The organism is Rosistilla oblonga (assembly GCF_007751715.1).
In the GTDB taxonomy this organism is placed as follows: domain Bacteria; phylum Planctomycetota; class Planctomycetia; order Pirellulales; family Pirellulaceae; genus Rosistilla; species Rosistilla oblonga.
Genome location: NZ_CP036292.1, coordinates 5,680,063 through 5,695,504 on the forward strand (window position 1 = coordinate 5,680,063; position 15,442 = coordinate 5,695,504).

8 protein-coding genes are annotated in these 15,442 nt (G+C 56.8%); 4 read left to right on the forward strand and 4 right to left on the reverse strand.

Features of this window, described 5'->3' with window-relative positions:
• Positions 1-9: 9 nt before the first annotated feature.
• Both CA51_RS20120 and CA51_RS20125 read right to left on the reverse strand, forming a co-directional pair.
• Positions 10-2,280 (reverse strand): polysaccharide biosynthesis tyrosine autokinase, encoded by a 2,271-nt coding sequence (locus CA51_RS20120; protein WP_145122977.1) that lies wholly within the window; start codon positions 2,278-2,280, stop codon positions 10-12.
• A 247-nt stretch (positions 2,281-2,527) separates the two neighbouring features.
• Positions 2,528-3,391, reverse strand: coding sequence for an exosortase/archaeosortase family protein (locus tag CA51_RS20125; RefSeq protein WP_420821472.1), 864 nt, complete (start codon positions 3,389-3,391; stop codon positions 2,528-2,530).
• Between the two features lie 832 nt (positions 3,392-4,223).
• Here CA51_RS20125 and CA51_RS20130 point away from each other — a divergent pair.
• The 4 genes from CA51_RS20130 to CA51_RS20145 all read left to right on the forward strand — a co-directional run bounded on the left by CA51_RS20130 (position 4,224) and on the right by CA51_RS20145 (position 11,641).
• Positions 4,224-6,521: an O-antigen ligase family protein gene (locus tag CA51_RS20130; protein ID WP_145122979.1), complete on the forward strand. Its 2,298-nt coding sequence runs from the start codon at positions 4,224-4,226 to the stop codon at positions 6,519-6,521.
• Positions 6,522-7,214: 693 nt separating this feature from the next.
• Positions 7,215-8,198 carry a hypothetical protein gene (locus CA51_RS20135; protein WP_145122980.1) on the forward strand — a complete coding sequence of 328 codons (984 nt, stop codon included), beginning with the start codon at positions 7,215-7,217 and terminating at the stop codon, positions 8,196-8,198.
• Positions 8,199-8,543: 345 nt separating this feature from the next.
• Positions 8,544-9,737, forward strand: a complete 1,194-nt coding sequence (locus tag CA51_RS20140; RefSeq protein ID WP_145122981.1) for a hypothetical protein — start codon at positions 8,544-8,546, stop codon at positions 9,735-9,737.
• 212 nt (positions 9,738-9,949) lie between these two features.
• Entirely contained in the window at positions 9,950-11,641 is a 1,692-nt protein-coding gene (locus CA51_RS20145; RefSeq protein WP_145122982.1) for a DUF1598 domain-containing protein, read from the forward strand.
• An 87-nt stretch (positions 11,642-11,728) separates the two neighbouring features.
• Here the strand turns inward: CA51_RS20145 and CA51_RS20150 are convergent, their stop codons facing one another.
• Together CA51_RS20150 and CA51_RS20155 are read right to left on the reverse strand one after the other, a co-directional pair.
• Positions 11,729-12,079: a rhodanese-like domain-containing protein gene (locus tag CA51_RS20150; protein WP_145122983.1), complete on the reverse strand. Its 351-nt coding sequence runs from the start codon at positions 12,077-12,079 to the stop codon at positions 11,729-11,731.
• A gap of 102 nt (positions 12,080-12,181) precedes the next feature.
• Positions 12,182-15,274, reverse strand: a complete 3,093-nt coding sequence (locus CA51_RS20155; RefSeq protein ID WP_145122984.1) for a coiled-coil domain-containing protein — start codon at positions 15,272-15,274, stop codon at positions 12,182-12,184.
• Positions 15,275-15,442: the final 168 nt, after the last annotated feature.

A 15,442-nucleotide genomic window follows, 5' to 3' on the forward strand; every position in this document is an offset into this window, starting at 1 on the left:
CCCTTGTGATCAGGCGTGCTCGATTGTCTGCGGTTCGGGTTGAGCGGTGAAATAGCGGTAATCGCCATACCGGTAGGCATACTGGCTGCTGGGCACACCGCTGAACACGGTGCCCGCGACGTTAGCCCCCGCCGCTTCCAAACGTCGGCTGGTCCGGACCACCGAATCGGTGCGACTGACGTCGCGCATCACGCATACCAACGTCGCGTCGGTTTCCGAAGCAATTGCCAAGGTTTCTCCGGCGGCCAAAACCGGAGCGGTGTCGAAGATGACGAAACCATATTTTTCGAGCGCTTGATCCAACAAGTCGCGGATCGACGATGCATTGACTAAGCGATGTGGGCTCTGATGCATTTTCCCGGCGGGGAGGACGTGAACAAAGTCGCCCAGGCTGGTGTCGACGGCATCCTTTAATTCAACGTCACCCGAGAGGACTTTCGACAACCCTGGGCCGAGATCGAGCCCAAAGATTGCGTGTTGATCGGGGCTGCGAAGGTCGCCATCGATCAGCAAAACGGTTTTCCCCGACGCCTTTGCGACGGAGATTGCCAACTGCGATGCAACACTGCTTTTCCCCTCTCCCGACATGCTGCTGGCGATGGTCAGCGAACGGACCCCGATCGTATCCTTCGACATCATCAGATTCGCTCGCAGCGTATCGATACTCTCTTCGAAGACGCGCCGCCCTTTCCGCGAACCAAACTTCGGTGGCAGTTTGGCCACCTCGCCGATGATGGGAGCCATCACCTTGGATTCCAGGTTGGACGCATCGCAGATCTTCTGCGAACGCAGCTCCCACAACAGGCCAAACAAGAATGGAATCATAAACGCGCCTCCGGCAGCGACGATCATCTTTTTCGTCGGCATCGGTTCGACCGGATTCAATGGCGGTGTGGCCTGCGCCAAGGTATGCAAGCCGCTGCCACGACGGCGTTCGGTGCGAATCGCCGCCAATCTCTGATTCAATTGACCAAGGATCCCTGCGGCGATCTCGCGATCTTCGGTCGCGAATCGCAGGTCGGCCGCTTTGCCACCACGCTGTTCCAAACGCGCTTTCTCGATATCGTATTCCTGTTGAATAATCGCCCGTCGCGCTTTCAGATCAACCAGCTGTTGATTGATCGATTCACGCAGGGCTAGCGCGGCCGTTTTTTTCTCGGCAAGTCCCTCTTGATAGTCACGTTCTGCGTCGCGACGCAGCCGTTCGGTGACCGCTTGCGGCGCCCGTTGTCGCGCGTCAGCCAAAGCGTTGTCGAGTTCGCGTTGCTGTTCGGCCGCTCTCTCGACTAACTCTTTGTGATATTCCTGTCGCAGCGGTGCCAATCCGCGATCCTCGAGGTTTCGCACCCGCGATTGCCGTTCGGCAAGCAACCTTCGGTTGGTAACAACACTTGGATCGGACTCCACAAACTGGTCGATCTCTTCCGGATAAGGCGCCCGAACTTTGGATGGATCGAGATCGCTTTTCGCTGAGCTTTCGCCAATCGCCGTGTTCATCGCGACTTTCGCTTCGAGAATCGATTCTTCGACGATCAGGTTGGAAAGATTGGACCGAAGCGATGCAAGAACAGAGAGATCGTTTTCGAGGCCCTCCACTCGGTGGGTCGGGTCGTAACCTATTACCATCTTGCTCAAGTCTCGCACCCGTTCTCCATGCACCTGGACTTCATTTTTCCACTGATCGATCGATGGCGTCAGCCAGCTCTCCAAATTCGAAACACGGTCGTTATCTAAACGGTCACGAATCGTAAGAAACGAGTCGGTGATCTTGTTGCAGATCGTGGCTGCGGCAACGGGATCTTTGTGTTGAAACTCAATCGATAACAATGTAGAGGAACCCACATTGGACACCCCAACGGCTCCCCGAATCTGCCCAAGTGATAAGGGCGTCTCAGAGTCGTAAAATGCCTGCACTTCGGGGTCGTTTTTCACTTCGTCGAGAACTAATGCGTTGGTGACCAACGGCCGCTCGCTCGCGACAAGATTTCGCGGTGTCGGCATCACTCCCTTAAATACGACGTAATCTTGATTGACTTCCAACAGGTGCGTCGCTTTGTAGACAGGCACAAAAGTACTGAAGACAGCAAACGCCGCTGCGGCTGCGAGAGCGAGCCCGATCGGGGTTGCCCAAACCCAACAATGCCTGACGGTCACCCACAACAACTTGGGATCCAATTCGGTCGAACCGCTTGGCGCTGGGCGAGTTGCGTGAGCCGATGGCCGACCGTTGTTACCGATTGGCAAACCGGCGCGATGCGATGAAGGGGGTTTATTTTGCATGCTCAATTTCCTACGACGAAACGCTACGAAATCTTAATTTGACGGAGAAGATGTTTGATTGAAGCTGGCGTCGACTAGCGATGCAGCCGATTGGTTGTGGACGACAGTAAGGAGACTTCACGCAGGTGGACACCAGCGTGCAATGTGAATAAAGGTGATCGAGAGTGTTGATATAGAACGCTCGAGCGAGGGGACGGTTGAAGGCTTCCGTGATCTTGTGCCACGGATTGCATGGTGTGGATCATGGCTAGACCGCCTGCGGATTTTGCTGTAGACGTTCGACTGGATTGTAGACCTGAACCGGACGGTACAATCGCTGCCAGTAAACGATTACCAACCACATCAAAAATGCTGCGGCGGGAATCATCAGGTAGCCCATCCAATCGTGGATCGTTTTATGCGCCTCGGGTGAGTCAAACCACTGGTAAAGAATACAAGTGATCGTAATCCGCAAAGCGTTCACCAAGATCGCCATCGGAGCGGCCGCCAACATCAGGACAACGCGATCGATCCAACTGCGGTTGACGGTTACCGCCCAGAAGTACGCGATCGCAAAAACACCGACAAAGATCCGCAATCCCGAGCAAGCCTGTTCGATCATAAAACGCGATTCGCCGATCCAAAGCGTATGCCCTTCGGCGATCGCCGGCAGCCCAAGGATCCGCAGCATCGTCGTGCTCAACACGGTCGCCATCCCTTGCAGCTTCCAACTGAGCATCGTTTCAGCTCGGTAGGGAAGCGGCACCAAGACGACAAGAAAGATGATCGCGGGAGCGGCCCAACGGGTTGCTTTCCAACCGAACAACAGCCATGAGACCCCGGCAACCATCGGTACAAGCGACCAACCATCCATGAAATCCATGTAGGCCAACCGCCCCGCCACTCGCATGACAACCGCGATCCCAATCAACCACAACCCTCGCCAATCGACGCCACGGCGAATGCCCGGGAAGCTTTCCCAGCGAAGCCACAGCAACACGCCCGCGAGCGGACCCCCTAGATATCCATGGGAGTAATCTGGTTCATTGCGCCACGTCTGTTCCAGCCAAAGAAACGTCGGATAATACGCGAAACAGACCCCAGCAATCAGAACCACCGTCCAGGCCCACAACGCTCGCGAATTCCACGTGGGAGGAACGGTAAGCTGGAGCGTCTCATCGGCTTTAGCTCTCCGGCCGCGGCTAGAAGACCGCTGCCTAACGCCCCGCTTCCCTTTGCCTTCCGGGGCTTTCTCCCCCGGTTTCGCGGCATTGGATTTCTGGGGGTAGCGCGACAGGGCAGCCCTGTCTATCTTGTTGACGGTTCGGCGTTTGTTCCTGCCCAAGAAAACCACCAATGTGTGTAAAGTGTTACGAACACACGACTTACGAAACCCAACGCGTTCGATATCGGCGCAGACTTCGTGCTCGTGGGTGACCGATTTTCAACGGTCACTTCTGTCTAATTTCAACCGTCACAGCCTCTCGTTCAGCTTGTGAACGCCCAGCTGGCGGGAATTTTTGGGAGATGTGAACTCGCAAAGTGTTTGCAAATTCGCCCAAGGAATCCGCCCCATCAGTGGCCCAGTGACCGGGGGTGTGTGATCCTGCCCTAGACAGGTATGCTAGACAGTACCTGTGGGGCAGTCAACGAACTGTAAGTTGGAATTTGATCTTTACTTTTCTAACTTCCGATTACGCACCCGGCCAACACATTTAAGGGAGGTTCGTTCGCCGCAGAGCATTTATGCTTATGTGGCGGATTCGGAGGCAAGATTCCGCTGTGCCGAGCCGTTGGCCTGGAGCTTGTTAAAGAAGCCGCGTGGAACAGGGCAGCAATCGCCCTCAATGAATGTAGATGCCTTGGGCAGACTTTGCGGATTGGCGAAACAAAACAGCCACGCCTCCACGAGCGGATGATTAGATTGGTTGTAAAACTTGGACGGGCAAGAAATCGATGGGGCGATGATTGCGGCAGCGGGAGTCGAAGTGCGCGGACGTACCCAAAGTATCGATTGGAGAGAACCTGTCCGCGCCCTGATGGCACTGGGGCTTGTCGGCACCATCGTTGGTTCTGCGTGGGCGTACGGTGGTGGTTATCTAAGCACGCGGTTCCATGTCTGCCTTGCGATCTTAGTGACTGCGCCACTGGGGGTCCTGCTGACGATTCGCAGACATGACGATCGCAGACAAACGAACTGGATCGTCGTCGCGACAGCTCTGGTTTGGATTGCCGGTTTTGCGCAAACGCTTCCGTTGCCCGAGTCATTCATCGATTGGATTCAACCCAGCGCGACTGAAGTCACTCGCAAGTGGTTGCCAGAGGCGATCGTTTCTGAAGCAAGCGACATCCAGCCCGGGCAGACTCTCAGCATCGCGGCCACCTATACCAAGATGGCACTCGCGGTACCGGCAACGTTTGGGATCGTCTGCTGGTTGGCGTCGCTCGTGTTTTCCGATCGGCGGTGGGGGCGATTTTTCTTGGCAAGCATTGCCGTTGCTGGCGGGACGTTCTCATTTTTTGGATTGGCAGATGCGATCCGGCTGGGACGCGACGAAGCTGTCGAGCTGCGGCAACGTTTGATTATCTCGCCGGTCGGCGCAGACGATCCGTTTGGTCCGTTTGTCAACAACAACAATGCTGCAGGTTTTCTAAACATCGCCGTCGGTTGCACGATCGGCTTGTTAGCTCTAAATCGTCGCCGCTTGCCGACGTCCCCGCCCCTTTCAGCGGTGCGACAAAATCGGTCCTCCAATACGGGCCATGCTGGCGCGACGGACTATCGACGTTTCATCCAGGTACTGTTGGCGATCACTCTACTGTTGAACATTGCCGGTGTGATGGGCAGCGCGTCGCGAGGTGGTTTCCTGGGCTTGATGGCTGGTGGGCTAGCGATTTTCGCGTTGCGTCTACGAACCACACCGCCCGCCCGCACCGTTTTGATCGTCGCAGTTCTCTTGGCGGCTTCGGTTGGGTTGCTTGAAGTCTTAGGGCTGCGAGCGATCTTCGCAGCTCGCCTGGAAACCCTTTACCAAGGAACCGCGTTGGAAGACCCGCGGATCGATCACTGGAGCGATTCGCTCAACGCAATATGGCACTTCCTCCCACTCGGGGCCGGCTTAGGCACCTATCGATTTGCATACCTCCCATTCCAGCACTCGGGCGGCCCGCGATGGTTCGTCAACGCCGATGGGATGCCGATCGAATGGTTGCTCGAAGGTGGGCTTTGGTTGCTGCCAATCATTGCTGGCTGTATCTGGTGGTTGGTCCGACGCAGTGGACAATTGCGGTCCCATCTCGATTCGCTCGGCCCCAAAGATGCAATTTTCGCCGATGGAATGCTGACTGCCGCGAGGTTTGTCCTCCCCGCGATGCTGGTCAGCCAATTGTTCGACTACGGAATCTTGCAGCCTTCACTGCTGTTGAGTGTTGCGTGCATCGGCGGTGCCCTGATCGGAATCGCAAATCGTGTCGCCAATACGCATCGTTTGAATGACCTACCGATGGACGCGGTTCGATCGGAGACAACCTCCCAACCAATGATTGCCGGCAACCAACGATCCGACAGGCCAATCGGAAAGGCTGATAGCGCGTTTCTTCGTGCAGAAACGCGATTTGCCCAACCGCTCGCCTTGATTATGCTATTCGCTGGGCTGTCGCTTGCGACGTTGGCATTGTCTCGCGGCAGCGCAATAGAAAAGATTCGATTGCAACGCGATGCGTATCGGAACCAATCCCTACTGGAATTCCCAGATCTTGAAGGGAAGATTGCTGCGGTTGAACGCGTCTTGCTGAAACAACCCGATCACTCCGAAGCGCACCTATTAATGGCCCGGCTGCTGATCGATCAACAGCGACAGATCGGTGCTAGTTATTTGGTCGCCAATAATTTGGTTCCTGCCGACAAGGTCGCCAGCTGGGTCTCGCCACGCACAGTGCGACGGGCTTATTACGCGAGGGCGTCGGAGCCGAATAATTCGCTACACGACTTGCTGATGCCTACCCAAGATATATCTCAATGGAAGCGTGCCCGAGAGCATGCGATCGCAGCACTCTACCATTGCCAGCTGGACGACCGCCCGCGGCTACTTTTAATCGAACTGGACATGTTAAGCGAACAGCCCCAACTGACCACGCCCGTATTGATCCAACAAGCACGGATCCTACGCAACCGAACGCCACGAGTGATGCAACACCTCGACCGACTCGAATCGATTCGGATCGTCCCGAGCCCCGGGACGCCGGTTGAGATGACAGAATGAAGCCCCCCGCGATGGCTAACATTCCATTTACACAACACCAAGACACAAACTCCAACCGCGATGGCGATTCGATCTGCAAGATGAATCACGCTCGATTGGCCAAAGGCATATTTTGAGGAACTTTCGATGAGTGACACCGTTGCAACACCGAAGCTGTTGATCTTTTTCGCTTGGAGCTTTCTGGGGACAACTCTCGGGCTTGGGACCGCATATTTCAACTACGTTCGCGAGCGTCCCAGCTTTGAATCGACAGCGATCGTAGCGATCCGTGATCTTGGAGCGGACAAGAGCGTCACACCCGAGTCGCCCACGGAGCCTCAATCCAGTTCATCGGTCGCAGCCCCCTTGGGCTCAGAGCGTCCCGAGGGGATCGTCGCCGAAGGACTGGCGATCCTCAGCGAACCGGTCGTCAAGATGGCAATTGCCGAGAAAGGTGTCAGGGACGCAGGCGTGGCGAATTTCATCCGACGCCACGATTTGCAAGTCGAATACATCGACAGTTCGCCCAAACAGGGACAAATGTTCTCGATCCGAGGACGAGGCGAAACTCCATCGGCAGCTGCGGAAGTTGTTGCATCGGTAGTTAATGCATACCGCGGCTACGTTTCCAAGGATGACGGATCGGAATCATGGCAACAAGCACTCGCACAGTTCTCCGAGACTCACGCAGTTGTCAATTCACGGATCGAGAAATTGGAACAGCAACTGGAAGCGCTGTCGTTACCGGCCGACGCCTCCCTTCTCAATGGGAGCGTGGTTTCGCGAGCGGCAACACAGGTCGATTCACTGCGATCGGAAGCGGAGCAAGTCGCGAACCAGAAATCGGCAGCGGAGACCAAATTACAGAAAGTGGAATTGCTGCTGGCCGCCGATGCCCCCGACACTAACTACCAGGACATTTTAACGACACTTAATATCACACAAATCCCCCGTTCCCAGCCCCAACCTGCAGCGGTAGAAAGCCCTGAAATGAAACAAGCCGCGGCGGAGCAGCGGGCTGCAGAGATTGAACAGGCCCGGCAGCAACGCATCGCGTTAACCGAACAAGTGCAACGCGAATTAATACCGCTGGAGCAGGAATTAGATCTTCTGCTATTGAACGTTGGTACCGAACATCCCAAGGCGAAAGGGTTGCGAAAACAAATCGCTCTCGTGCGGGCGAAATTGACGCAATTGCCGCCAATTCCCGCTCCGCTCGAAACGCCCCCCAACCCGTTCGACCAACGCATCACCCCGCCAAGCGATCCGGCCGAAACCAGCGAGCAAAGAGAAACGCTTCAAAAAAAGATCACTACCAAGCTGGCGGCGCTTCGAGTCGAGATTCAACGACTAGACGCCCGTTACAAGACGATTGAAATCGAGCTCGATAAAGCGGCCAAGGAATTTACCAGCCAACAGCAGACGCTGCAGGAAGAGCAGCGTCTGAGAGAGGCATTAAGTCAGCAATATCTGCTCGCCGATCAGATCACCCGCACGCTGGCTGCAGTCCCCGACCTTGCTTCCGATCATCCCAAAGAGGTCACGGTCGTGCGGCCTGCGGAGCGCGGTACCCAAGTCGCCCCCAACCTTGGAATGCATCTTGCTGCTGGCGGTGGCTTAGGGTGTCTGTCGGGAATGATGCTGGTGGGGTTGGTTCTCGTGACGACTCAACAGGATCGCTCCGAGACCATCGGTTAGATCAGGATTGGACAAGCGGGACATCGTTAATTAAGGTCGTTGCGGCGGAGGCGGACGGTCTCATCAAAATCATTTCAAATAAAACCATCCTCCCAGTCACATCCCCACCCCACATCTACTATACTCGGTGCGGCAGGGCTGTTGAGTCTCAACAAAGCCGATGGTGCATACTGCGATAAACCAGGCAACGGCAGCGGTTTTGCTCGTGTCGAGTTCGACATGAAAAACCAAGCTGGTGCTTCGCAGTTGCAGCCGTAATTCGAAGAACGGCTTGGGGTTGGCTCGCTTTAACTCTGGCCTTTTCCTGGCACTCGATCTCCCACTTGATACTTTCAGGACCACGTTATGATCATGCACAAAATCCTGCTTGCGGCCAGCGTTGCTGCGGTCAGCATTCCAGTAATCGGCCGATCGATCAACGCCCAAGACGCGGTACTGCCCGACCCTGTACCTGTACCTGTACCTGCCGAAGCGTATGCCGAGGGTAGCGTTCCCTACGACTTTTTCGCGTTTGCGGACGCCGGCGTGTTGCGACTTCAAATCGTCGATTTACAAAGCAGCAGCCGAGTCTCAGTCTCGGGGCTAAACGCCAAGTTGATCGCGTTTGACGGAAAGTCGATGACGGCTCCCGTCACTCCCGACGGCGCTGTCGAGTTCCGTGGGGTACGTCCGGGAACGCACAGTGTTCTATTTGCTGGTCCGGGAAAGTTTGCCGCCATCGCGATTTACGTTCGCAATCGCGATCAGCAGACCGGACTGATCGAACCGTTGTATATTCCAACCATCGCGGTCTCAAGCGATCTCGAAATTCGCAATTTCACGAATTACCTGGCGTATGCCAAACAACAGTTCAAATACGACGACCGAAGCCAATTCGCTCATACGCCGATGCGGGCGAAGAGTTTCTACATGGCCCAATTACAGGCTGACGGTCTATTGATGGGGCGTGTTTACGCGGTTTCAGATCAGACACGGGAACTCAATCGCACCACCCAGATCAATATCTATCAACGGGGACGCAAACTGCAGACCGTCGTTTCGGACTCATCGGGTGGGTTTACTGTTGCCGGCCTAGAGCCCGGCGTTTACGACGTCGTTTCGAATGGATGGTTGGGTTATTCAGCCTTCTCATTCCAACTGCTCCCGGCTCAATCTGCAGCTTCCGCCGTGAAGTTCCGCAAAACCGCATTCCGAGCGGCCAACAACAGTGCACAGGCTGCGGGCCCAACGCTTGAAATCCTGTTGATTCCAGGCCCCATGCGTCAGTTTCTTCAACAATCCGTCGATTCGAATGACAATCAAAATGGCGAAGCTGGTAACACAGCAGCTGCACCGGGAGCGGCTGGTGGCTCATCAGCCGGATCGGGTGGCGGCGGATCGGGCGGAGGCGGCAGTGGTGGCGGAGGCGCGGCAGCGGGGTTGGCTGCACTGGGAGCTGCGGCCGCGGCGGCTGCAAGTGGTGGCGACGGCGGCGCTTCGATGAGCGACACAACCGCCAGCTCGACCGATCAATCGACAACGACCACGTCGGGCAATTGACATCTCATCAACAACACGAGTTCTTCACCAGCCCGACTTGGTGCCCCGCTGGTCCAGGGGATTGGATGACTGGGTGCCTGAAGCAGCCGAAACCTGCGTGAAAGCTTGACCGATCGCAGCGATGGCGTCACGATAGATGGCGGAGTGGTCGCCGGTTCTGCTGGCGACTGGCTCCGCTGGACCGCTTCTCTTCTCTACCGTAAGGCCAGGTCATGTCACGACGTCGATACGCAGCATTGCTGCTGGCAGCAATCGCTTGCCTCTTTCCGCTGGCCAATCTAGGATCCGCTCAGTCGCCGACCGATCGCGTCGCGCGACACCTGGCTGCTGGCGAGTTCGCTGCTGCAAAACAGGTCGCGATGTCGCTGCCGATAGAGAATCGAGCCAGCCTGCTAGCTCAAGTTGCCCACGGACAAGCTGCTACCGGCAGTCCGACCGCCGCGGCCAGCAGCCTGCTGGCGACCAACGGTCTCAGCGGTTCGACAGCTCCGATGGGAATACCCGACGCAGGAATGGCCGGCGGCGGCGCGATCGCCGACTTCGATTCGTTGATGGAGCTGATCCAAACAACCGTCGTCCCCGACACCTGGGAAGCGTTAGGTGGCCCGAGCACGATGAGCCCCTACCCGGCGGGCGTGTTGGTAGATCCCAACGGCTTGATTCGGGACGTCGCGGCGAGCGCGGACGCCGATCAATTGAGGCTGCTGCGATCGCAGAGCTTGCAACAAACCGCGTTGCCCCAACGCGACTGGCTGACAAAATCACCGCTCCGCAAAGTCTCGCTGAATCGGCTGCAACACGAACTCGCTCGACAACTGATCAGCGGTCGATCGCTCGATTCAGCGATCCACAACTTGGCGGGACTGAGCACGATCCAGTACGTCTTCCTCAGCGAAGCGGGCGACGACGTGATCCTGGCCGGGCCGGTCGGCGGGATTCGCCTGGATGCCGACCAACAACCTATCGACATCGAAACGGGACGAGTCCCGCTGCGGATCGATCTGCTGGGGATGGCATTGGGCGCTGCCGAGCAACGCCAGCCGTTTGGGTGCACGATCGAACCGACGCCCGAAGGAATCGTTCGCTCGCAACAAGTAACCGCCGATATTCAATCGGGGAACCTGGCCGCGGCGGCGGCAAGCCCGAAGCTGAAGGAAGCTCTGGGACTACAAAACATCCGCGTCTTCGGAACCGCTGACGACACGCCGATGGCGATGCTGATGATCCAAGCCGACCGGCACATGAAGATGCTTGCGTTGGGAACCCAACCGATGCCGCGAGGCGTCGCTAACTACATGGAGATCGTCGAAGCGACACTCGACCAAGGCCCGCTGACCGGAAGCTTCTTGCGGATGTGGTTCGCTCCACAACCTCTGGACGTCCGCTGCGACTCGCAAAAGCAAGCGTTTGAACTGTCGGGACTCCCGCTGCAATTGATCACCGAACAACAGGCGGCCGACGCTCAAGGCGAACGGTTTGCCGTTGCGGCCGATCCACGAGCCCAGCAGTTCGCCGAGACCTTCAATCGTCACTTCGTCGATATCGCGCGGCAGTATCCGCTGCACGATCGCCTGCGTGGCTTGTACGATCTAACCGCAATCGCGCAGTTGCTTCATCAACAGATGCCAGCCGAACAACGAATGGCTGCGACCGGCCTACTGGCTCACCCCGATCAATGGATGCAGGCTGGTGCCCCGCCGGCGCGACAGACCGAATCGCTTGTCGTGCACCGACGCTTCCGAAAAGGAAAGACGATTCATTCGGTTGTTGTCGCCAGCGGCGGCGTCCTGTTAGAACCAGGCGAGCCGTTAACGCGCGAGCCAGTCGTCTATGCATCGCTGGCGAACTTATCGTCACAGCAAGCGAAACACCCGGTTCGCCAAGACCACTGGTGGTGGGACTAACACGCCGCCGTTGCCCTTTCCGTCGACAAAGTTTTTCGGTTGCGATCGAGACCACGCAACCTGCCACTGCCAAGCCGCCGTAGCGACTTAATAACGCGGCACCGAGCTATCGATCTGTTGCGACCAAACGTCGATTCCGCCAGCCATGTTTTGCACGCGTGGAAAACCGTTGGCCAACAGGATCTGCGTCAACCGCATGCTGCGTCCGCCGTGGTGACAGTGGACGATGATATGGCGGTCGCGATGGGCTTCCAGCTCCGCTCCCTTTTCCTGCAGCTCGCTGAGCGGAATCAGGATCGAACCGTCGATCTTGGCGACCTGGTACTCATCGGCTTCGCGGCAATCGATCAAAACAAAATCGGCGTTCTGATCAAGCATCGACTTCACGGTCGCGACGTCAACTTCGATTGGCAGGGCTTCGTGTTCGGGAGACTGCATCAGTAAGAGACCCAATGTGGTTTGCGGAGGTTATGGTGGATCGCGAACCGGCGATCACCGGTTCGCTGCGGCGACCATGATCGCACACTGGGCCAAAACCGATCAAGCGGCGTCTTCCTTCTTGAACGGAACAACATCGGGTTTGTTGGCGACGTCGGACATCTGCCCGATCTCGCGACGCATCTCGCGGATCTGCGCGGTGCTCGCATGCAGCCGGTTCTCCAATTCGCGAACCTGTTCCTGAGCCTTCGCGTTGGCATCCAAGCTGGCATCGTATTCGTCGCTGATCCGCTTCAGATGCCCCTTCGCCTCGTGCAACTGGGCTCGCAAATCCTGCATCTGCAGCTCCAACTGCTCTCGCAATTCGGCATCCGCCTTCATGCGGTTTGTCAGTTCAACCTGACGTTCCAATTGATCGTTCGTCTTGGCCTGTTCCTGAGCGGCTTTGGCCAGTTCTTTCTGAGCCCGAGTTTGCTCGCGCTGCAATTCGGCGATCGTCTGCGACTGCTTGTCGACATCGCGTTGCAACACGTTGTGTTGATCTCGCAGCGCGTGGCTGGCGTCGATCGCCCGATCGCGTTGCAGCTCCGCCTGTTCCAATTGGTCCGACTTGACACTGAACTCCGCCTGCATCGCCTCCAACCGACTCTGGATCAGATCCAAGTCTTCGCAGCGCTCGTGCAGCGTTTCGTTCTCCGCCAACAGCGCGGTGCTCGCTTTGCGTAGCTTATCGTTTTGCGACAGCTCATCCGCCAACTTGCTCGACACGTCCTCCAGCTTCTGTTGCAACTGCTGCAAGACCTTCAGTTCGGCAACCAATTCCCGGTGCTCTTGCTTCTGCTTCGCGACGACTTCCTCGAGCGTTTCGTTATCGTCTCGCTCCTCCATCAAATCGGCTTGCACCGTCGCCAGCTGAGCCTGCGTCTTGGCCAAGTCCTTTTGCAGCGGTTTGATCTGCTTCAATTGCTCGGTCAGCGATTGGTTGTGCGTTTGATGTTGCGCGACCGAATCGGTCAAGCGATCGATCGTCGCTCGCTGCGTGCGGATCTCTTCTTGAGCCTTATCCAGATCGATTTTACTCTGCCCCAAGATCTCCAATTCGCTAGTCAAGGCGTCGTTCTTCTGCTGCCGCGCATCGAGCGAACGTCGCAGTTCGGCACACGTCTGCGTCTGCTTGTGCAGGTCGGCGGTCGTTTCGATCAATTGCTGCTTCAATTGACGCAGCGATTCGAGCTCTTCGTTGAGGTTTTCATTCTGAGCCTGCAGCCGCTGCAACGCGTCGTTGGCCTTGCGGTTTTCCAAACGCTCGGTCCCCAGTTCGCGGGTAGCCGCTTCCAGTTCAACGCGAGTTTTCTGCAAGTCGTCCAACGCGGTTCGGACGTCGGCAAGATCATCCAACTGAGCCGAGAGGCCCGAGATCTCTTGCTGCTTCTGCTGCAAAGTCCCCGCCAGGGCTTGGTTCTTCTCTACCTGAGCCTTCAATTGATCAGCGTTTTGGGCCAGTTGTTGCTGCGATTCCGCTTCGGCCTGCGCCAGCTTGGTTTGCAGATCGGCGACGCTCTGACGCAGCTGGGCGTTCGACGGTTTCAGTTCACCGATTTGTTGGTTCAGCTTATCCTTGTCGGCTTGGACACTGGCCAACGAAGCGGCAACGGCGGCGTTCTTTTGCTGAGCCTGGTTCAGCGAAGCAAGCGTCGATTCGAGCTGCTTGCGAACCTGTGCGTATTCGTCGTCGCGATGTTGCAGCGTCTGTTGCAGCTGCGACGACTGCGTCTGCTCGGCTTGCAGTTTCGCCTGCGTGTCGTTTAGGTCGGCGGCAATGCGGTTGCGATCGGATGCTTCCTGCGTCAACTCCGCGATCCGATCTCGCAGTTCTTGCGCGATCTTGCCCCGCTCGGTGATATTGGCTTGCAGCTGCTGACGCTCCGAATCGAAGGCGTTCAATTGCTTGTGAGCCGTCTGCAGCAGCGATTCGTTGCGAGCCAATTGTTCAGCGACCGCCGCCTTCTGTTCCTCCAGCTCAGTCAGCTTCTGCAGCGACTCAACCAGTTCGGCCTTCACACGATCGCGATCCTGTGCAACCAAGCTGCTCGATTTCAGTTCCTCGCGGAGGCCCTGGATCGTTTTCTGCAACTGATCCTTCTCGGCGCGTTCGGATTGCAAACTGGCGTTAGCCTGTTCCAACTGCTTGCCAACGCTTGCGACCTGTTCGGCTTGGGTATCGAATTCGCCGCGCAGCTTGTTCAATTCGTTATTGGCCGATGTCAAATCGGCGGTGACGGCGGCGTGCTTCTGCTGCAGCGGATGCAGCTGCGTCGCCAAAGCTTCCAGTTCGGTGATTCGTTGCCCGCGTTGATCGATCTCGAAATTCAGCGTTTGCTTCTCTTCGGCTCGCGTCCGCAGCTGCTTCTGCATCTGATCGCACGCATTGTTGGCCTCCTTCAGCTGCTGATCGAGCGTTTTGACAACCTTCTCCAATTGCCCGATCTTGCCGACCGCTTGATCTCGTGCATCGCTCAACCGCGGGATCTGCCGGTTAGCGATCACCAACGATTCGTTGCGACTCTGCTGTTCACCCAACTGGGCGCTGGTCTGATCGTAATCGCTCTGCAACTCTTCGACATGCTTCTCGATCTCGCTGAGGTCGGCTTCCAGCTTGGCGACCAAATCGGATTTGGACTGCTTTTCGCGATCCAACGATTCGCATTGAGCTACCAGTTTGCCGATCGCATCGTCGGCGTTGCACGAACGAGCTTCGAGTTCGCGTGTCACGCCATCCAACTGCAGCTTCAGTTGCTTGGCCTGCTTTTGCGCCGCCGCGTTCTGTTCCAACAGAACCCGCAGCTCTTGAATTTCGCGCGACTGCTTGGCGTGATGAGCCGAGCTGTGGTGGAGCTTGGTTTGCAGTTCGTGCAGCTGGCGGTTGAGTCGCTGGTGCTCCTGATCAAACTCTTGATTTGCACTCACCAAGTTGTCGGTGACGCCTTTGGACGCAACCAGTTCCGCCTCGGCAGCTTTCAACTGCGACGCCAGCAGTTCGGCTTGATCCTGATACTGACGCGAGGATGCTTGCAACGACCGCAATTCGCGATCCAGAGCCTCCAGTTCCTCGGTATCATCCGATGCAGTACGGTTGGACAGCAGATAGCCAACGATGACACCAACAAACAGAACTGCGAAAAAAGCAGTGATCATGAAACCGACTCCGACCCGGGGGCAGTGGGCGCAGCAAAACGCGTCGCCCGGTGAAATGCATTGCTAGCAGAGGCAAGCACCAATGCATACATATTTTGGATTCGGCGGGTTGCCTAGATCGTCTTGACTGAAACGATAAAAACGATCAAACCTAGTTTTGCTGGCAGT

Bases quoted from the DNA above. Each gene is read 5' to 3' on its own strand.
- CA51_RS20140 (WP_145122981.1), top strand. From the start codon at position 8,544: ATGATCATGCACAAAATCCTGCTTGCGGCCAGCGTTGCTGCGGTCAGC.
- CA51_RS20120 (WP_145122977.1), bottom strand. From the start codon at position 2,280: ATGCAAAATAAACCCCCTTCATCGCATCGCGCCGGTTTGCCAATCGGT.
- CA51_RS20150 (WP_145122983.1), bottom strand. From the start codon at position 12,079: ATGCAGTCTCCCGAACACGAAGCCCTGCCAATCGAAGTTGACGTCGCG.
- CA51_RS20155 (WP_145122984.1), bottom strand. From the start codon at position 15,274: ATGATCACTGCTTTTTTCGCAGTTCTGTTTGTTGGTGTCATCGTTGGC.
- CA51_RS20145 (WP_145122982.1), top strand. From the start codon at position 9,950: ATGTCACGACGTCGATACGCAGCATTGCTGCTGGCAGCAATCGCTTGC.
- CA51_RS20130 (WP_145122979.1), top strand. From the start codon at position 4,224: ATGATTGCGGCAGCGGGAGTCGAAGTGCGCGGACGTACCCAAAGTATC.